The organism is Caulobacter sp. DWR2-3-1b2 (assembly GCF_049896345.1).
Taxonomy (GTDB): Bacteria; Pseudomonadota; Alphaproteobacteria; order Caulobacterales; family Caulobacteraceae; genus Caulobacter.
This window is the reverse complement of sequence record NZ_JAFCUC010000008.1, coordinates 22044-40849: the sequence shown is the minus strand read 5'-3', so window position 1 is coordinate 40849 and position 18806 is coordinate 22044. Positions and strand designations below refer to the sequence as shown.

At 66.8% G+C, this 18806-nt stretch carries 18 protein-coding genes; 11 read left to right on the top strand and 7 right to left on the bottom strand.

Translation table 11 applies throughout. The features are described from left to right. Positions 1 to 19: 19 nt before the first annotated feature. From ACP694_RS18330 to ACP694_RS18320, 3 genes are read left to right on the top strand one after another with little or no spacing between them, the layout of a single operon-like run. Positions 20 to 1015: a methionine ABC transporter ATP-binding protein gene (locus ACP694_RS18330; protein WP_426014834.1), complete on the top strand. Its 996-nt coding sequence runs from the start codon at positions 20 to 22 to the stop codon at positions 1013 to 1015. Beyond that, positions 1012 to 1695 (top strand): methionine ABC transporter permease, encoded by a 684-nt coding sequence (locus ACP694_RS18325; RefSeq protein ID WP_426014832.1) that lies wholly within the window; start codon positions 1012 to 1014, stop codon positions 1693 to 1695. Before ACP694_RS18330 ends, ACP694_RS18325 begins: the two co-directional genes overlap by 4 nt. Before the next feature lie 55 nt (positions 1696 to 1750). Further along, a complete protein-coding gene (locus ACP694_RS18320) occupies positions 1751 to 2116 on the top strand; it encodes a hypothetical protein (RefSeq protein WP_426014830.1) in 366 nt (121 codons plus the stop codon). Between the two features lies 1 nt (position 2117). Here ACP694_RS18320 and ACP694_RS18315 read toward each other — a convergent pair whose 3' ends face one another. Beyond that, entirely contained in the window at positions 2118 to 2366 is a 249-nt protein-coding gene (locus ACP694_RS18315; protein WP_426014828.1) for a hypothetical protein, read from the bottom strand. A 162-nt stretch (positions 2367 to 2528) separates the two neighbouring features. Here ACP694_RS18315 and ACP694_RS18310 point away from each other — a divergent pair, with 162 nt between their 5' ends. The 4 genes from ACP694_RS18310 to ACP694_RS18295 all read left to right on the top strand — a co-directional run bounded on the left by ACP694_RS18310 (position 2529) and on the right by ACP694_RS18295 (position 8137). Then, complete coding sequence (locus tag ACP694_RS18310) at positions 2529 to 3338, top strand: MetQ/NlpA family ABC transporter substrate-binding protein (protein ID WP_426014825.1); 810 nt, start codon at positions 2529 to 2531, stop codon at positions 3336 to 3338. Between the two features lie 245 nt (positions 3339 to 3583). Then, complete coding sequence (locus ACP694_RS18305; RefSeq protein WP_426014962.1) at positions 3584 to 4315, top strand: GntR family transcriptional regulator; 732 nt, start codon at positions 3584 to 3586, stop codon at positions 4313 to 4315. Positions 4316 to 4460: 145 nt separating this feature from the next. Continuing rightward, positions 4461 to 6866, top strand: a complete 2406-nt coding sequence (locus ACP694_RS18300; protein ID WP_426014823.1) for a TonB-dependent siderophore receptor — start codon at positions 4461 to 4463, stop codon at positions 6864 to 6866. Further along, positions 6866 to 8137 (top strand): CynX/NimT family MFS transporter, encoded by a 1272-nt coding sequence (locus ACP694_RS18295; RefSeq protein ID WP_426014820.1) that lies wholly within the window; start codon positions 6866 to 6868, stop codon positions 8135 to 8137. Before ACP694_RS18300 ends, ACP694_RS18295 begins: the two co-directional genes overlap by 1 nt. 63 nt (positions 8138 to 8200) lie before the next feature. Here ACP694_RS18295 and ACP694_RS18290 read toward each other — a convergent pair whose 3' ends face one another. After that, entirely contained in the window at positions 8201 to 8917 is a 717-nt protein-coding gene (locus tag ACP694_RS18290; protein WP_426014818.1) for a TorF family putative porin, read from the bottom strand. Positions 8918 to 9173: 256 nt separating this feature from the next. Next, positions 9174 to 9998 carry an SDR family NAD(P)-dependent oxidoreductase gene (locus ACP694_RS18285; protein WP_426014817.1) on the bottom strand — a complete coding sequence of 275 codons (825 nt, stop codon included), beginning with the start codon at positions 9996 to 9998 and terminating at the stop codon, positions 9174 to 9176. A 69-nt stretch (positions 9999 to 10067) separates the two neighbouring features. Here ACP694_RS18285 and queF point away from each other — a divergent pair, with 69 nt between their 5' ends. After that, positions 10068 to 10523, top strand: coding sequence for a preQ(1) synthase (queF, locus tag ACP694_RS18280; RefSeq protein ID WP_426014815.1), 456 nt, complete (start codon positions 10068 to 10070; stop codon positions 10521 to 10523). A 67-nt stretch (positions 10524 to 10590) separates the two neighbouring features. Here queF and ACP694_RS18275 read toward each other — a convergent pair whose 3' ends face one another. Together ACP694_RS18275 and ACP694_RS18270 are read right to left on the bottom strand one after the other, a co-directional pair. Then, entirely contained in the window at positions 10591 to 13404 is a 2814-nt protein-coding gene (locus ACP694_RS18275; protein WP_426014813.1) for a Plug domain-containing protein, read from the bottom strand. A gap of 203 nt (positions 13405 to 13607) precedes the next feature. After that, positions 13608 to 14225, bottom strand: coding sequence for a nitroreductase family protein (locus ACP694_RS18270; protein ID WP_426014812.1), 618 nt, complete (start codon positions 14223 to 14225; stop codon positions 13608 to 13610). Positions 14226 to 14298: 73 nt separating this feature from the next. On the opposite strand from ACP694_RS18270, the gene ACP694_RS18265 reads away from it, so the two are divergent. Together ACP694_RS18265 and cysE are read left to right on the top strand one after the other, a co-directional pair. Continuing rightward, positions 14299 to 14907, top strand: a complete 609-nt coding sequence (locus ACP694_RS18265) for an NUDIX domain-containing protein (RefSeq protein WP_426014810.1) — start codon at positions 14299 to 14301, stop codon at positions 14905 to 14907. Between the two features lie 84 nt (positions 14908 to 14991). Continuing rightward, the gene (cysE, locus tag ACP694_RS18260; RefSeq protein WP_426014809.1) at positions 14992 to 15822 is read left to right on the top strand and encodes a serine O-acetyltransferase; all 831 of its coding nucleotides are present in this window, start codon (positions 14992 to 14994) and stop codon (positions 15820 to 15822) included. Between the two features lie 185 nt (positions 15823 to 16007). Here cysE and ACP694_RS18255 read toward each other — a convergent pair whose 3' ends face one another. Further along, complete coding sequence (locus ACP694_RS18255) at positions 16008 to 16982, bottom strand: hypothetical protein (RefSeq protein WP_426014806.1); 975 nt, start codon at positions 16980 to 16982, stop codon at positions 16008 to 16010. 184 nt (positions 16983 to 17166) lie between these two features. On the opposite strand from ACP694_RS18255, the gene ACP694_RS18250 reads away from it, so the two are divergent. Then, complete coding sequence (locus ACP694_RS18250; protein WP_426014804.1) at positions 17167 to 17715, top strand: PAS domain-containing protein; 549 nt, start codon at positions 17167 to 17169, stop codon at positions 17713 to 17715. Positions 17716 to 17829: 114 nt separating this feature from the next. Here ACP694_RS18250 and ACP694_RS18245 read toward each other — a convergent pair whose 3' ends face one another. After that, positions 17830 to 18771, bottom strand: a complete 942-nt coding sequence (locus ACP694_RS18245) for an aldo/keto reductase (protein ID WP_426014802.1) — start codon at positions 18769 to 18771, stop codon at positions 17830 to 17832. Positions 18772 to 18806: the final 35 nt, after the last annotated feature.

Below are 18806 nucleotides of genomic sequence, written 5' to 3'. Positions count from 1 at the left end.
ACAATCTTCGAGCCAGCCCGTGATCACCTTCGACAACGTTTCCAAAACCTATGCCGGCAACGGCCGCGCCGCGCTCAGCGGCGTGTCTCTGTCGGTCGCCCCTGGCGAGGTGTTCGGCGTGATCGGCGCTTCGGGGGCGGGCAAATCGACCCTGATCCGGCTGATCAATGGCCTGGAAACGCCGTCGAGTGGCCAGATCCTGGTCGATGGCGACGACGTGGCGGCCTTGGGCGTCGAGGGCCTGCGCGCCCTGCGTCGCCGGGTCGGCATGATCTTCCAGCATTTCAACCTGCTGTCGTCCAAGACCGTGGCCGGCAATGTCGCCTTTCCGCTGAAGCTGGCCGGACGGCCGGGCGCCGAGGTCAAGGCGCGCACCGCCGAATTGCTGGCGCGGGTGGGGCTGTCGGAGTTCGCCAACAAGTATCCCGCCCAGCTGTCGGGCGGCCAGAAGCAGCGGGTCGGCATCGCCAGGGCCCTGGCGACAGACCCGAAGGTGCTGCTGTGCGACGAGGCCACCAGCGCGCTGGATCCCGAAACCACCGAGCAGATCCTGGACCTGGTCTCCAACCTCAATCGCGAGCTCGGTCTCACCATCGTGCTGATCACCCACGAGATGGACGTCGTGCGCCGGGTCTGTGATCGGGTGGCGGTGCTTGAAGGCGGAGCGGTAGTGGAAAGCGGCCCCGTCGAGGCGGTGTTCCTGCATCCGGCCAGTCCCACGGCGCGGCGTTTCGTGAACGAGGCCGATGGAGTTGCGGCCCACGGCGCCCTGGTCGGTGGCCGCGTGGTGCGGCTGACCTTCCGCGGCGAGGCGACCTACAAGCCGATCCTGGGCCTGGTGGCCCGCGAGACCGGCGTCGACTATTCGATCCTTGGCGGCCGCATCCACCGCCTGCGCGACACGCCCTATGGTCAGCTGACCCTGGCCCTGACCGGGGGCGACGTCGAGGCGGCCATTGCCCGGTTCCAGGCCGACGGCGTCCGGGTTGATCTGCTGACGGAGGCCGGCCAATGAACGCCTTCCTCCAGAATATCGCCCTCTTCCAGAACGTGGATTGGTCCGAGATCGGCCAGGCCACGCTCGACACCCTGGCGATGCTGGGCGGGTCGATGGGGCTGACCGTGATCCTGGGTCTGCCCCTGGGGGTGATCCTGTTCCTGACGGGACCGGGCCAGATGCTGCGCAACCGCGCGGCTAACGGCGTGCTTTCGCTGGTGATCAACATCCTGCGCTCGGTGCCGTTCGTGATCCTGCTGATCGTGATGATCCCGCTGACCGTCGCCCTGGTCGGCACATCGCTGGGCGTGGCCGGGGCGATCCCGCCGCTGGTGGTCGGCGCCGCGCCGTTCTTCGCGCGCTTGGTCGAGACCGCCCTGCGCGAAGTGGACAAGGGCGTCATCGAGGCCAGCTTCGCCATGGGCGCCAAGCGTCGGCAGGTCGTGCTGGGGGCCTTGTTGCCCGAGGCCATGCCGGGCCTGATTGCCGCGGCGACGGTGACGGCCATCGCCCTGGTGTCCTACACCGCCATGGCCGGCGTGGTCGGGGCGGGCGGCTTGGGCGACCTGGCCATTCGCTTCGGCTATCAGCGTTTCCAGACCGACGTGATGGTGGTGACCGTGGTGCTGCTGCTGGTGCTGGTCCAGGCGCTGCAGATGGTCGGCGACGCGGTGGTGCGCCGGGTTTCGCACCGCTGATACGATTGGGGACAGGCCCACGGGCCTGTCCCCGTCCCGTGGATTGAAAGAGACGATGACCGAAGACGACATGCCCATCCTCACCGCCCCGCCGCCCGAGCACTGGGACGAGGCCTTCGCCCAGACCCTGGTCGGCAAGATCATGCTGGTGAATCTGACCCTCCTCGACGCCGAAGGCGAGCTTCAGGGCCGCGAGGCCTTCCATGGCGTGGTGATCACCGCCGACGCCGACGAGGGTCTGTTGCTCGACCTGCTGGGCCGGCAGGACGGCGACACCACGACCCTGCCGCCCCAGACCTCGAACATCACCGCCGCCGCGCCGGGGCTCTATCCGCTGGCCGACGGCGAGACGGTGGAAAACCCCGACTTCCTGTCAAGCTGGACGATCGCTGGGCCGGAAGAGCCGGCGAACGAGGAATAGGTCAGGCCTGGTCGAACGGGAACGGCAGCCGGCCCGCCTTGAAGATGATCACCGGGTTTTCATCGTAGTCCCCGAGTTCGACGTCGGCCGAGGCGGCGAAGGCCACCACGCCTTCGCGGATCGGAGCCAGGCGCTCGGCCTTGCGGCGGGCTTCCTCCGCGTCCTTGCAGCCCACCTGCTGCTCGGCTTTCAGGCCCTTGCCGCGGCCGGCCTTGTAGGCTTGGACGATGTAGACGGTTTCTTTGGCCATAGCTCTTCAGGCGCCCTGTTTGGCGGCGAGGTCAAGGCGGCGACCTCAACGATCCCCGACAATGATCCCCAACAAGAACCGAGACTCTAGGCCCTGGTTCAGGAAAACTGATTTCGCCATCCGCCTGCAACCGGGCAATAGCCTACCCGTCCAATCGCCTTAATGGAGCCGTTCATGGTCGCCCGCCGCGCCGCCCTTCTCAGCCTCGCCGCTCTTATGATCGCGGCCTGCTCGCGGCAGCCCGCGCCGAGCGCCGGCGATACTCTGACGGTGGCCGCCACGGCCGTGCCCCACGCCGAGGTGCTGGAATTCATCAAGCCCAAGCTGGCGGCCCAGGGCCTGAAGATCGAGATCAAGGTCTTCAACGACTATGTCCAGCCCAACACCCAGGTCGCCGAGAAGCGCATGGACGTCAGCTATTTCGAGACCCTGCCCTATCTGGAGACCTTCAACGCCGACAAGGGCACCAACCTCGTCCCGGTGATCGGCGTGCACATCGAGCCGATCGGCGCCTATTCGCGCAAGCACAAGACCATCGCCGACCTGCCGCAGGGCGCCACCGTGGCGATCCCCAATGACGCCAGCACCGAGGATCGGGCGCTGCGGCTGCTGGCCCGCAACAACGTCATCGGGCTGGACCTCGGCAAGAAGGGGCTGAGCCTGAAGGACATCGACAGCAATCCCAAGGGCCTGAAGTTCAAGGAACTGGAAGGCGCGACCCTGCCGCGCACGCTCAGCGAGGTCGATTTGGCGGTGATCAACACTAACTTCGCCCTCGACGCCAAGCTGGACCCGTCCAAGGACGCCCTGCTGATCGAGGACAAGAAAAGCCCCTATGTGAACTATCTGGTCGCCCGTCCGGACAACAAGGACGACCCGCGCGTCCAGAAGCTGGCCAAGGCCCTGACCACGCCCGAGGTCGCGGCGTTCATGGAGCAGCATTATCACGGCGCGGTGGTGCCAGCGTTCTAGGGCATTGTTCGAGCGAAGTGGTTTCGGTTCGCGTGAAGAAAAATGCGTCAAAACAGAAGATTAGAGCTCACGGCCTGACGCAGTCAGGTCGGGAAATGCTCTAGGCGCCGATGGCGGATGCGTATCCTCACGTCCTCGATTCAGCCGATCCTACGTCCCTAAGTAGATCGCTCGCTAGCGCCAGCTAAAATTTCACCGTACATATCAGGCTCACTCTTTGCGGAGCCGATCCCTTGCGACAACTGATGGCTCCCGACGATGCTCTGGCCGGCGGCGCCCGCGACCGGATCCTGGTGCTGGATGTCTGTTCATCCTCCGGCCTTGAGGACTGGTCGCCCGACCTGCAGAAGGCCAAGGTCTACGAACGCATCCTGCTGGACCTGATCCTGGGTCGTCTGGCGCCCGGCGGTCGGCTGGACGAGCAGTCGCTGGCCGCGCGCTACGATGCGGGCCTCGCCGGTGTGCGCGACGCCCTGGGCCGGCTGGCGCTGGAGGGGCTGGTGATCCGCCGGGCTCGCTCGGGCACCACGGTGGCGCCGCTTGACCTAGTTGAGCTGCGCCAGGGCTATGAGGCCAGGGCCCTGATCGAGCCGCACTGCGCTGGCCTGGCGGCCAAATACGCCAGCAAGGCCGAAGCCGCCGCCATCCGCGCGGCCTTCGACGGCGGCGAAGACGCGGCCCGCGCCCGCGACCTGCCGACCCTGGTGGCCATGGACCAACGCTTCCACGCCGCCGTCGCCCGGGCCGGCGGCAACATGGCCCTGGCCCGCATCCTGATCCCCTTGCAGCACAAGGCCGCGCGTTACTGGGTGTTTTCGTTCGGCGCGGCGACCGAGGCCGAGCTGATCGCCGACGTCCAGCAGCACCGCGACGTCGCCGACGTTATCGCCCTGGGCAATATCGACGGCGCCCGGTTGGCGATGATGCGCGTGCTCAACATCATGCCCGAGGCCGCTCGGCCGATGTTGGCGGGATAGCGGCGTCCAGGCGCGGACGCCTTTGCATTGGCCAATAGCGCCACCAGACAAGATCGTCTGAAATGTCAGATAATGTTTTGACGAACGTTGCGTAACCTCCCATCTCCTGGCCTTGCCGCCATTCCGGCGCCGTGGAGCCCACTCGATGCCAAGCCGCGTTCGCCTGTTCGTTACCGCCATGTCCATGGGCCTGATGACGGCGAGCCTGGGCAAGGCCCAGGACGCGAGCCCCCAGAACGCCGTCGATGAGGTGCTGGTCCTGGCCCGCGACAGGGCAGGCCTGCTGGAAAAGCAGCCCAGCACCACCGTTTTCGGCCTTGAAAAGCCGTTGCTGGAAACGCCTCGCTCGGCCAGCTTCGTCAGCGACACCATGCTCCAGCGGTTCGGCGTCGAGACGCTGGACGGCCTGACCGCCGTCTCGCCCGGGACCTACACCGCCAGCTTCTATGGCGTGCCCGGCGCGCTCAATATTCGCGGCACCTTGGCCGAGAACTATTTCCGCGGCTTCAAGCGGGTGGAGAACCGCGGGACCTATGCCACCCCGATCGGTGGCGCGGCGCAGATCGAGATCATGCGCGGCCCGCCCACGCCGCTCTACGGCGCGGGCAAGGTTGGCGGCATGCTGAACTTCATCCCCAAGTCGGCGCGTGACGAGGGCCGGTTCCTGACCGATCCCAGGGGCGAGCTCACGGCCACTGTTGGAGCCTACGACAAGAAGAACCTCACGGGCCAGATCGCCCTGCCGGTCAAGCTGGGCGCGGCCGATGGCGGGGTCTACGCCTATGGCGAGGTCGACGATTCAAAAAGCTTCTACCGGGGACTGCATCCCAAGCGGCAGTTGGCCGAGGTGTCGGCCGACTTCGACTTGGGCGGCGGGTGGAGCACGGCGTTCGGCGGCATGGTCTATCATTCGACCGGCGACGTGCAGACGCCCGGCTGGAACCGCCTGACCCAGGACCTGATCGACCACCAGACCTATGTCACCGGCCGCGACACCACCTTGGTCGACGCTGACGGCAACGGCCGGCTAACCCCGGGCGAGGTGGGCTTCTATCCGTTCGGCAGCGCGCTCTACATCGCTTATGGCGCCGTCCCCAAGAGTGACCCCAACCATACTCTGGACACAGGGGTGGGCACGACCAAGCTGTCGCCGCGCACCGTGCACATCAGCCCCGCAGACTTCTCCACGACCCGCACCAACACCCTCTATCTCGATCTGGCCAAGCGGTTCGACGACGGCGGCGTGCTGAAGCTGCAGCTGTTCTATGACGACCAGGAGAACAGGCGCTTTGTCTCGTACGGCTACCCGGCCTGGTTCGACAGCGCGGTGTGGGAGGCGCGGGCCAGCTACGCGTTCGAGCGCGACTTCGGAGCGGTGAGCACCCAGTCGATCGTCGGCGCCAGCTATCGCCGGTTCGAAGGACGGCGGCGCGAGAGCTTCAACAGCGGCATGATCGCCATCGACCGCCGCGACATCGCCTTCGGCGCGACGCCCACCGACATCATCGACAGCCCCTTCAGCACCGAACCGGCGGACGTCCAGGGCCTTCAATGGGAGAATGACAACAGCAGCACGTGGCGCCAGGCGGGCCTGTTCTTCACCAGCGACGTCAAGCTGGATCACCTGACCCTGACCCTGGGCGGCCGCTATGACGACTATGACGTCGCAGCCAACGATACCGGCTTCCTGCCCTTCACCGTGCCTGGCCGCCAGACCGACAGCCGAGGCAAGGCGACCTACAGCGCCAGCCTGACCTATCAGACTCCCATCGGCCTGATGCCCTATGTCAGCTACGCCAAGGCCTCGGCCCTGGAGGTCAGCCAGGCTGGAGACCTCGCCCCGGGCCTGGTCGCCGATGGGTCGTGGCTGTCGAGCGGCGACCTGGCCGAGGCTGGGGTGAAGGTCCAACTTCTGCACGGAACCCTGGTCGGTTCCCTGGCCGGCTATCGCCAAAACCGCACCCAGCTGTCGGGCCTGACGCCGATCGTCCAGAGCACACGGGCCAAGGGCGTCGAGGTGGAGGTGCGATGGCTGGCCTCAAACCATCTCAGCTTCACGGCGACCGGCAACGCCCAGCACACGACGGTCGAGGGACCCGACACCTCGTTCCAATATATTCCGGCCTATACGGCGGGCGTGCCCGGGGCGCAGGCCTATGGCGGCTCCTACGTGATCTGGTCGTTCGGCGGGCCAAGTGGCTTGCCGGGCCGGGCAGGGGACTATGACTACAGCCTGATCCCAAACTCGGTGGTCAGCCTCTACGCCGCCTATACCAGCGACGTTCACGACTGGGGCTCGGCAGGCGCGACCCTGGGCGTCACCCACGTGACCAAGACCTCCGGCACGGTGCAGGACGCGGTGACCTATCCCGCCTACGCCGTTGTGAACGCCTCGGCCTATCTGTCGCATGGGCCCTACACGGCCGAACTCAATGTCGAGAACCTCTTCGACACGCTCTATTTCACCCCCGACGCCGACACCTATGCCAATCTTGGAGCCCTGCCCGGCAAGGGGCGGGAATGGCGCGTGACCTTGAAGCGGACGTTCTGATGACCGAGCTCACCTTCTCGCGGCTCTCTCCCCACGTCCGTCCCTGGCTGCTGGTCGCGGCGTTTAGCCTGCTGCTCTTCCTGATTACCGCGGCCACCTATTCGTCGCTGGGGATCGTCATCCCGGCCATGGTCCAGGAGCTGGGCTGGAGCTGGGAACTGGCCTTCGCGGGCTTCTCGATCCTGGGCGTGTTCACGGGTCTGTCGTCCTGGCTGCCTGCCCTGCTGATCCGCAGGATCGGGGTGCGGGGAACGGTGCTGGCCGGCGTGGCGGTGATGGCCGGAGGCCTGGCCTGCCTGGCGAGGGTCCATGCCCTGCCGATCTATTTCCTCGGGACGGCGCTGTGTGGGATCGGCTTCCAGATGGCCGCCCTGATTCCCGGCACTCACGTGCTGTCGGCGATGTTCAAGCAGCGGGCCCTGCCGTTCGGGATCTACTTCACCTTCGGCGCCCTGGGCGGGGTGGCCGGGCCGCTGATGGTGGTCGCCATCCTGCGCGCGACCCATGACGACTGGCGGCTCTACTGGGCTCTGCAGGCGGCGCTGGTCGGGGTGGTCGGGCTGGTCTGCGCCGTCGCCGTGGGCGGGCCCCGCTGGCTGGAGCAAGCCGGCGCGGCGCTGGACACGGTGCTGGACGCCGAGGCCAGGGCCGGGACCCTTCCGGGCAAGGTCTACCACACCGGCCACGAATGGAGCGTCCGCGACGCCGTGCGCACGCCCCAGTTCCTGGTGCTGCTGGCGGCCTATTTCAGTCATTTGCTGGCCGGGATCACCGCCGCCAGCCTGACCCAGGCCCACCTCACGGGGCTGGGCGTGGCGGGGGGCGTGGCGGCGGGCATGCTGAGTCTTGAGGGCTTGATGCAGGTCGGCGCGCGGCTGGGCGGTGGGACCATTGGCGACCGGGTCGACCCGAAGTGGCTGCTGGTGTTCGCCCAGGGTCTGCTGGTGGTCGGCCTGCTAGCCCTGTCCCGAGCCGCGACGCCGCCGCTGCTGCTGCTCTATGCGGTGGGCGTCGGGGTGGGGTTTGGCCTGACCGTCCTGGCCGTCAGCCTGTTGCTGCTCAACTATTTTGGTCGGCGCAACAATGTCGAGCTGTTCTCCCTGACGTGCCTGGTGGGTGCGCTGTCGGCGGCAGGACCGGTGATCGGCGGCCATATGCGCGACCGTCTGGGAACCTTCGCCCCGACCTTCCAGCTATTCGCGGCGGTGACGGCGGTGGTGTTCGTGGCGGCGCTGTTCATGCGGCCGCCCAAGGGAATGCCCCAGGCCTGACGCATGAAAAAGGCCGCCTCGACTAGGTCGAGGCGGCCTCGTTCGTCAGGCTTGAAGCGTGGTTTAGAACGCGGCCTTCAAGGCGACGGTCAGGGCCGAGCCGTACAGGCTCTTGCCGAAGTCGTGGCTGTCGGTGTCCGAATAACGGATGTCGGCGGTCAGGTGATCGGTGATCGCGGCCGAGACGCCCAGGTTCCAGGTGACGTAGTTGTTGTCGACGCCCGAGAAGTATCCCTTGGCGTCAACCGTCTGGTAGCCCAGGGCGCCGCTGAGGGTCAGCTTTTCGCCGATCGGGGCGGAGCCGTTGGCTTCGACGTAGTAGGATTCGCCGCCCTTAGACGGGAATTCCGGCGAGTAGTAGAAGGCGGCGCCGAGGGTTGCGGGACCGGCGGCGATCGAGGCCGCGGCCTTGGTTTCGATGTAGCTGTACGAACCCGGGATGCCGTTCTTGTCCTTGCTATAGCCGTAGTAGATCACGCCGAGGTCCAGGCTGACTGGGCCGACCACCGGCTTCACGCCAGCATAGACATCGATTTCCGCGTCCGGGTTCGGCGTGCCGAAATCGACGTTCGAGGCCCAGACGCCAGCGTAGCCAATGCCGTAGGTGGCGTCGACGCCGCCAAAGACTTGGCCCTTGTTGTTGGTGTTGCTGATGCCGCGGAAGATGTAATCGCTGGCCACGCCGACGTTGGCGGACAGCTTCAGCTCTTCGGCCATGGCGGCGCCGCTCATGGCGACGGAGGCGGCGGCGGCGACCAGCGCGATTTTCAGAAATTTCATGTGTTCTATCCCCTTATCTGTTTTGCCGTACGAAGGGTTTTTTGGAGCCTTCGTCGTTCTTCGACGCCTGCAAGCGTATTTGAGCACAACGAGAGTTGTTGTCGGCAGCGCCCTTGTTGCAATCACGCTGTCTAAAGCGCCAGCACAAACGATGCGCATGGTGCAAAGTTTGGGCGCAGTGTGACGCTTTTGCTTCAGAAACGCCTTCGGGCGCCACAGTGTCGGGAATTTGTTTGTTTGCGCTTTACCTGCGGCATTAACGCATCGCTAGGCTCGCGCCGCCCAGGTGCAGGCCGGCGTCGACCAGCAGGGTTTCGCCGGTGACATGGCGCGAGGCGGGCGAGGCCAGGAACACCGCGGCGCCCGCGATGTCCTCGGCGGTCGACGCTACTTTCAAAGGCGTGGCGGCCGCAGATCGCTCTCGCAGCCGATCGACTCGGTCGTCGTCCATGACCTTTCCAAACCATGGCGTGTCGATGAAGCCAGGGCAGATCGCATTGACCCGGATGCGGGGCGCCAGCGCCCGAGCCAGCGACAGGGTCATGGTCGTCAGCGCGCCCTTGGAGGCGGCATAGGGCACCGAGGATCCGTTGCCGACCACGCCGGCGATCGAGGCCGTGTTGACCACCGCGCCCGGCTGCGGCGCGGCCTCCAGCAACGAGCGAGCCGCGCGCACCATCTGGAAGGCGCCCACCACGTTGACGGCGTAGAGATTCAGGAAGTCCTCGGCGTTCACCGCGTCGAGGTCGGCGTGGTTGGGCGCGAACTTGGTGATCCCGGCGTTGTTGAACAGGGCGTCGATGCGGCCCGTTCTGGCCGCCGCCTCGGCGATCTTGCGACAGTCGGTGTCCTGCGCCACGTCACCTTGAACCAGCACGGCCCTGCCGCCCTCAGCCGTGATCAGCCGCGCGGTCTCCTCGGCTTCCTGCGCACTACGGGCGAAATTGACGACGACCAAGGCCGCGCCGCGTCGCGCCGTTTCGACCGCGATGGCCCGGCCCAGGCCCGTGGAGGCGCCGGTCACCACCACCGTGAAACCGTCGAAATCGCGTCCGCTCATGGCTCGTCCTCTTCCCAACACCTGTTTGGCTCAGTGATAGCGACAGCGCGCGCGCTTGTCTCGCGCGGGCGTCGGGCCTAAATGCCGGCCATGACCGAACTTCATGTGACCCAGCTTGGCCAAGTGGTCGAGCCCGCCGCCAGCCCTGATCAGGCCGTCCTCGAGCGCGTACCCAATCCGCAGAACGACGTGACCTATCTGGCGCGTTTCGTGGTTCCGGAATTCACCTCACTATGTCCGGTGACCGGCCAGCCCGACTTCGCCCATCTGGTGATCGACTATGCGCCGGGTGACTGGTTGATCGAGAGCAAGTCGCTGAAGCTGTATCTGACCAGCTTCCGAAATCACGGGTCGTTCCACGAGGACTGTACGGTCAAGATCGGCCGCAAGATCGTCGAGATCGCCGCTCCGCGCTGGTTGCGCATCGGAGGCTACTGGTATCCGCGCGGCGGCATCCCCATCGACGTGTTCTGGCAGACGGGCCCGGCGCCGGAAGGCCTGTGGCTGCCCGACCAAGGCGTGGCGCCCTATCGCGGCCGGGGCTGATCGCACCGCCTGAATTGACGAAAGAGGGGCGCGTCCGGCTGGACGCGCCCCTCTTGTTGTTTCTGGCCTAACGCGCCGGCGGCGGGACGAGCGGCGGGCTCGACTGTCCCGGCTGCTGCGGCGGGCGCTGCGGTCCGAACAGCTTGCGGACGCTGATCCTGACCGTGCGGCCCAGTGGATCGCGGAAATCGTCCTGATAGGCCTGCGGCGTGAAGCCCAGGGCGTCGCGCACGCTCTGGCGGGTGTCGAACAGGTTCTGGGCCTGCAGTTGCACCCGCGTGCCCCGCAGCCACGGATGGGCCCGCAGCAGCTGGGGCTGCGACGACAGATCGGCGAACAGGTTGAGGCTGAAATTGGCCTGGTCGGAGAAGTATAGGTCCTGGTTGGCGGTCGCGCCGTTCAGGCGATAGCCGCTGCGCCAGCTGCCGTTCAGAAACGCGCCCATGCCGTTCTGGAAATAGCCGACCTGCAGCTGCACCTCGTGCTCGGGCCCTGAGCCCGACCCCCCGTTCAGGCGGTCGATGATCGGCAGGCCATCACGGATCTCGATCTCGTCCTTCAGTTTCCAGGTGTGGTAGAGCGAGACCTGCAGTCGGCCCTGGCCCGGACGCCCGCCGAAACGCCCGCTGCCGCCTCCGCCGCCGGGACCCCCAAAGGCGCCGCCCCCTGGGATGCGTCCGCCGCCGCCTTCCCCGCCGCCTGGAGGAGGCCCGCCGGCTCCGCCCAACGGCCCGCCGACGTTTGGCCGCGGCTTGCCGAAGGGCCGCGACAGGTTGAAGCCCCAGCGCAGGTCTCCGCGCTCGGAGCGGGCATAATTCACCGGCCGGGCATCGACCGCGATCAGCTTGCCGCTGGCGTCGCGGATCACGCGCTCAGGGAAGGCCGACCCTATGTCGGCGGTGATCGATGGGAAGTTGTTGATCGAGTCCTCGATCTTTGTGGCCGTGTAGTTGACGCTCACCGTCAGTTGGGTCTTGGCCGTCTTCTTCAGCGGCTTGAGGTTCACGCCCAGCTTCAACACCTGGCGGTTGTCGGCGTCGAGATTGGGATTGCCGCCTTCGATGCGGGTCGCCAGCACGGTCTGGCCGGTGCTGAAGTCGTAGATCGAGACGTTGGCGGTCGACAGGATCGGGTCGTTCAGCTGTGAGGCGGTCGGTGCGCCGTGCTCGTTGGTGTAGCTGACGATGAAGCTGATCGGATCGAACGGGGTCCAATTCGTGCCCGCGCCTAGCGTCGACAGGCCGCCGAAGTCCGACAACTGCTCATATTGAACATTGAGATTGGCCGACAGGCTGCCCAGCATGGGCAGGACGTCGCGCAGGCGATCGGCGATCGGCAGGGTCAGGCTGGCCTGCACATTGCCGGTGGTGCGCGAGATGTCGCGCTGCACCGCGACGCCGCCGAGGGTGCTGCGCGAATCCAGGGTCTGGGTGTCCGCCCCGACCTTGAAGGTGGTCTGCATGCCGCCCGCTGGAAGCTGCAGCAAATTGCCGATCAACACGCCTTCGGCATTGGCGGTGTTGGAGGTCGAGCGCGCCGTGTCGGGCGAGACCCGCGACAGCAGCTGATAGGGGATGTTGCCGAACGGATTGAGGTTGGGGTCGTTGGCCGCGACGCCGGCCGCGAACAGCGCCGCGTCCACGCCGCGGCCGTTCTGGGTCTCGCTGGTCGAATAGCCGTAGCCGGCGGTGGTGCTCCAGCGCCAGTCCTTGAGCCGGCCATTGGCCGCCGCGCCCAACGTCGCCTTCTGGGTGTCGACCTTGCGGGTCAGGGAGACGTAGTCGTCGACGAACCGGTAGAGCTGAACGGTCTCGGTGAAGGGCGAGTAGGGGTTGTCGCCCGGCGCCAGCACCCGGATGCCCGGCAGGCCCAGATAGCTGAGCGTGCTGGAATCGTCGAAGCCGCCCGTGAACGTCACCAGCGACGTCTTGCCCAGCGGCCGGGTCAGGGAGCCGCTCAGCGACGCCGTGGTGCTTCGGGGCGACAGGGTGCGCCAGGCGGTCAGGTCGTCGGTGGCGGGAAAGCCGGCCTTGGCGGCGAAATCGGCCACGCTGGGCGCGCCGGCGGCGGCCAAGGCAGGGACCTGGGCGACGGTGATCGGCCCGCCGACCAGGGCGGTCAAAGCCGGATCGATGGGCTGGCGCACGACGGTGACGGCGCCTGTCACCGGATCCACGACCTGGCGGTCGAGGCCGGTGATGTTGCCGGTTAAGTCATACGGCGAACCCGACGGCGCGCGTACGATGTCGCGCTCGGTCTCGAACAGCGGGGTGTCGTGGGTGAGCTTGCCGTTGAACAGCCAGCGCTGGTCGCCCTGAACGCGGAAGAACGTGCTCTGGACGTCGGTGCTGGTGCGGCCGCCCGCCGTCGGAAGCTTCACGCCGCCTTCGTTGGTAATGGCGCGGAAACGCCGGCGCAGCACAATGTTCACCACCCGCTGGTCGGCGCGGTAGCCATAGGTCAGCGACACTTCCTCGGGCAGGATCTCGAAGCGCTCGATGGCTTCGGGCGGAATGTCGCGGACCTCCTGGAAGCCCGAGATGCGCCGGCCGTTGATCAAAGTGATGGGTTGGCCGTCGCCGCGGCCCTGGCTGGTGCGCAGCTGAGGCTCCAGCGCCGCGAACAGTTCCGAGATGCTCCCCGCGCCATAGGCGCGGATCTGCGCCGGATTGAGCACCAGCTCCGGCTGGATCTTGCCCTCGACCTGGCCGCGCTTCTCGGCGGTGACCTGGACGGCCTCGACCTCGTACTCATCGGGATCGGCCGGCGCGGCGCGCGGGGGCGCGGTCTGCGCGGTGGGCGCGCCCTTGGGCGCGGGCGCGGGGTCTTGCGCGGCGTCCAGCGCGGCCGCCAGGCCCAGTATCATCAAGGAAAGTGTCATGAGCCCCGTCGGCCGGAATTGGAGGGTCGGCGATAAAACGCGCTGTCGTCTTCAAGCCTGGCCATAAGCCAAGGCTGTGTCGGACGGCAACTCAAGCGCGTTTAAAATCCCTTCAATGCAGAACTGTTACGCCAAAGTGTCTGAGTTGACGCATGGCCGCGCAGAGGGCCGCCCGTTGGGTGGGCCGTCGCCGGCTTTTCGCCTCAGTCGGCCGTCCAGTGGGTGGTGATCCTCGCGACGTCAGGTCGCGCGCGCTCCTGTGGCGGCTCGGTGACGGTGCCAAGATAAAGGTAGCCCGCCACCAACTCGCCCTGGCCAAGGCCGAGAATGTCGCGAGCCTCGGGATCGTAAGAGTACCAGTCGGTAATCCAGTTGGCGCCCCAGCCCAGGGCCTCGGCGGCCAACAGCATCTGATGACAGACGGCCGAGGCGCTCTGGCGCTGCTCCCATTCGGCGATGTCGCCAGGGATGTATCGCGAGACTACCGCCACGGCGACGGGCGGCCGGGTCAGCTTGCGCAGGGCGGCGTTGGCCTTGACCGGATTGGCCTGGCGGCCGGCCAAGGCGGTGATCTTGGCCGCGAAGGCGTCCTTGGCCTCGCCGCTCAGGATCACGAACCGCCAGGGCGCCAGCTTGCCGTGGTCGGGCACTCGCGCGGCCAGGCGCAGCAGGTCCATCAACTGGGCGCTATCGGGGCCGGGCGCGGCCAGGGTCATGGCCGAGGCCGAGCGGCGCTTGGCGAGGAAGCCCACCACGCCCGGATTGGCCTCGATCGGCAGCACGGCGCCAAATTGCGGCGCGGGGGGAACGGAACCAACCAAGACGGTCTCCACGATGCGTTATAGGTGGCACACCTATGGCCGAGCCCCGGCCACCACAAGTCGCGAGACCCCGATGGCCGACAAACCGTCCTGGCTGAAAACGCACGGCGAGCCGTGGGGCGTAAGCAGCCAGCAGATCGTCTATGACAATCCGTGGCTCACCCTGACCGAATATCAGGCCGTCGCCCCCACCGGGCGGCCGGCGCTGTACGGCAAGGTGTCGTTCAAGAACCGGGCGATCGGGATCGTGCCGCTGCACGCCGACGGCACAGTCACCCTGGTGGGCCAGAACCGCTTCCCGCGCGCCAACTACAGTTGGGAGATCCCCGAGGGCGGCGCGCCGCTGGACGAGAATCCGCTGGACGGCGCCAAGCGCGAACTGGCCGAGGAGGTGGGGCTGGTGGCGGCCGACTGGCGGCTCATCCTGTCGCTGGAACTGTCCAACTCGATCACCGACGAGCACGGCTTTGGCTATCTCGCCATGGATCTGAGTCTCACGGCCGCCGCGCCGGACGAGACCGAGGATCTGGCCGTCGCCCGCGTGCCTTTCCCCGAAGCCCTCGATGCTGCGGTCGCGGGACACATGCCGGACGCCTTGACGGTGGCTTTACTGCTTCGCGTGCACCATATGGCGGTGAAGGGCGAACTTCCCGCCAAGCTGACGCAGCTTGTCTTGGGCTAGCGACGTTCTTACAAGGACGGCGTGCGGACTAGAGCATTTCCTAAACAGATGCTCTAAAAGCCATGAGGCAAAAGGGAGATCCCGGTGGCCAAGCATCTTGAAGTCGTCGGGCACGACACGGCGCCCCCCGTCTGGGCGGCGTTGCGCAACCAAGCCGAACACGCCGCCAAGGCCGAGCCGGCCCTGGCCTCGCTGCTCAACGCGGTGATCCTCAGCCACGACAACCTGGCCGACGCCCTGACCTTCCAACTGGCGCGCAAGCTTGGCGATCAGGAGATGCGGGCCATGACCGCCCGCGAATTCGCCGCCGAGGCGTTCCACAGTGACCCGGCGCTGGTGACGGCCGCCGAGGCCGACCTCGTCGCCGTGTTCGAGCGCGACCCGGCCTGCAAGGGTTATGTCCAGCCTTTCCTGTTCTTCAAGGGCTTCCTGGCCCTCCAGACCCACCGCGTGTCGCACTGGCTGTGGAGCGAGGGGCGCGAGACCCTGGCCTTCTATCTGCAGAGCCGGGCCAGCGAGGTCTTTCAGGTCGATATCAATCCCGCCGCCCGCATCGGCCAGGGCGTGTTCATCGACCACGGCACTGGCATCGTCATCGGCGAGACCGCAGTGGTCGGCGACGACGTCTCGATGCTGCACGGGGTGACCCTGGGCGGCACCGGCGCCGACCGCGGCGACCGCCACCCCAAGATCGGCAAGGGCGTGCTGCTGGGCGCGGGAGCCAAGGTGCTGGGCAACATCACAATCGGCGACTACGCCAAGATCGCCTCGGGTTCGGTGGTGCTCAAGCCCGTGCCGCCGCACTGCACGGCCGCCGGCGTCCCGGCCCGCATCGTCAACTGCCCGACCTGCGAAGAGCCAGCCCGGACGATGGATCACACCCTGGCCGACATGGTCTACGACTACGTGATCTAGAGGTCGCGCCAAAGCCAAAGAGAAAGGGCCGCTCCTACGGGAGCGGCCCTTTTTGTTTTCCAATGTGCGCGGGCGAGCGCCTAGAGCATTTTTCGAGCGAAGTGGTTCCGGTTCGCGTGAAGAAAAATGCGTCAAAACAGAAAGATTAGAGCTCACGGCATGACGCAGTCAGGTCGGGAAATGCTCTAATAGACCACTCCGCCGACGCCGCCATCGAGGCTGAGGCTCAAGCCCTGGCTCGACTGTTCGCGCACGGTTTCTTCGCGGTAGGCGGTGTATTTCTCGGTGGTCAGGATGGTCAGCACCTTCACCCCGGCGCCGTAGCGGCGCAACAGCGAGCGCTCGTTGCAGTCGCGGGCCGGGCGTTGCGGACGGCAGCTCATGGCGCCCCCACGGCCATCGGGGCCGCCGGCCAGGCCGGAGCCGCCACCAGCGCCGCCGCCGCCGTAATAGAGCGCTTCGCTCTTGCCGCAGACAAAGGTCTCGCCGCCGAAATTGCTCTGGCTGAAGCCTTCATAGGCCCCGATCACGTACTGCATGCGCGAGCCGGCGATACAGCGGTAAAGCTCGCCCTCATAGCCGCTGTCGATGTCGCGATCAGGGGTGACCTGCGAGGCGGGGTGGGGGATGTCCTTGTCGTCCAGGCAGACGGCGCGGATGACCACGCGCTTGAACTTGGTGCGGGTGGCCTCATACGAGGCGCGACGACGGGCTTCGCCGCCTTCGACATTCAATCCCTGGATGTAGCCGGTGGAGACCGGGCCAGAATAGTAGCCGCCGTGCGTGCCGCCGCCGTAATAGACGGTCGAGCCGGCCGAGGCCCCGGCGCTAGCGCCGGCGCCAGAGCCGGCGTTCGAGGTGGACGTGGCGCTGCTGGTCGCCGAGGCGTTGGCGTTGACCACCACCGAGCCGCTGACGTGGATATTGACGCCCGGCACATATACATTGTGCCCGTTATTGCCGCAGGTGTTGCAGTTCGAGGGCGGGGTGGGCGGACGTGGCGGGGCCGGCGGCGGGGCGCAGCAAGGCGGCGGCGGCGGCGCACAGCCGCCGCACTGAGCGGAGGCGGGGCCGCTGAGCAAGAGCGCTCCCAAGCCGCCGGCAAGTCCAGCGGCCAGGCTGATCCACAGCTTGGGCAAGGTCATTTTCGGCGCCCGCATAGGCCTCTTCCCTTCACAACTCATCAGCGTCGTGCACGGCCATTAGCCATGCAAGAACCACGCCATGGTCGTCATTCCATCGGCAAACTGTCCCAGGACGATACGGTCCGGGGGCTGGCCCGATTTTCCTTGCAAGCCCGATGCGGTCGAAAAGGACCGCGAGCGAGCCGCGAGGGGAACGACGATGTTCCATCCAAGCACGGAACGATTGATAGACTATTGGCGTAGCAAGGCCGTTAACGAGGCCGTGCCGACCCGCGCCAGCGTACATCCCGGTGATTTCCTCGATCTGCTGCCACAGGTGTTTATCTTGGGCCGCGACGGCAAAGGTCGTTTTCCGGTGCGGCTGGCGGGGGGCTTCGTCACCGACCTGCACGCCCGCGACCTGCGCGGCGAGGACGCTCTGGGCTTCTGGGCTCTGTCACATCGGTTGGAAATCAAGTCAGCCTTGGAGGTCGCGCGCCGTCGGGGCGAGCCGATGGTGGTCACAGCGGACATCCGGGCTGTCGGGGTTCCGTCGGTCGGGATGGAGGTTCTGTTCGCGCCGATGACCGGGGTCGACGGCCAGGTCGACCGGTTTCTGGGACTTTACCAGCCCATCGCCATGATCCAGCGCTTGATGGGCCGGCCTGCCTCGGAGCTGGGCGTGCGCGAAATTCGCAGCCTCGGTCCAGCCAATGAGGAAGCGCCGCGTTTGCGGCTGGCGACGCTGCACGGGCGTCGGATCGCCTGACGACATTCAACAGAGCTTTTCCGTCCGGGGGGGCGGAAAGGACGACGCGAGACAGGGGACGCGTCGGACGGTGGGGAGGGGGCGCCAGGGGGCGACCTCTCCTCATCAGGGTTTCTAGGCCCCCGCCGGGTTCAACCCCTCAATCACCTCTGCCGGCAGCACCAGCCGCGCCGCGCCCATCAGTTCGGTCAGTTGCTCCACGCTGGTGGCGCTGGCGATCGGGGCGGTGATCGACGGGTGGGCCATGATCCAGGCCAGGGCGACCTGAGCCTGGGAGGCGCCCACCGTCTTGGCGGCCTGGTCGAGGGCGGCAAGCACGCGCTGGCCCTTGTCGTTGAGGTATTGCCTGACCGTCCGCCCCCGCGCCTTGCCTTCGAGATCGGCCTCGCTGCGGTATTTTCCAGTCAGGAATCCGGCGGCTAGGCCGTAATAGGGGATAACGCCAATCCCTTCCTGGCCAGTCAGAGCCTCCAGCGCGCCCTGGACCTCGCTGCGGTCATAGAGGTTGAACTTCGGCTGGATGGTCTCGTAGCGCGCCACGCCTTGGTCGGCCGAGACCTTCAACGACTGCGCCAGGCGCTCGGGCGTGAAGTTCGAGGCGCCGATGGCCCGGACCTTGCCGGCCTGGATCAGCCGGTCGTAGGCCTCCAACGTCTCGTCGATCGGCGTGGCCTGATCGTCCTGATGCGATTGGTAGAGGTCGATATGGTCGGTCTGCAGGCGCGTCAGCGAACCCTCGACTGCCGAGACGATATTGGCCGCAGACAGGCCCGGCTGGGCTGGCCACATGGCCACCTTGGTTAGGATCAGCACGTCGTCGCGCTTGCTCCGGCCCTTCAGCCAGCGACCGATCACGCTTTCGGACTCGCCGCCCGTGTGGCCGGGGACCCAGGCCGAATAGACATCGGCGGTGTCGACCGCGTTGAAGCCGCCGTCGATGAAGGCGTCCAGCAGGCGGTGCGAGGTCGCCTCGTCCGCCGTCCAACCGAAGACATTGCCGCCGAACACCAGCGGCGCGATGGACAGGCCGGAGCGGCCGAGGGGGCGGTGGTTCATGGGGCGGGGTCCTTCGCTTGGATTGGCTGAGAGAA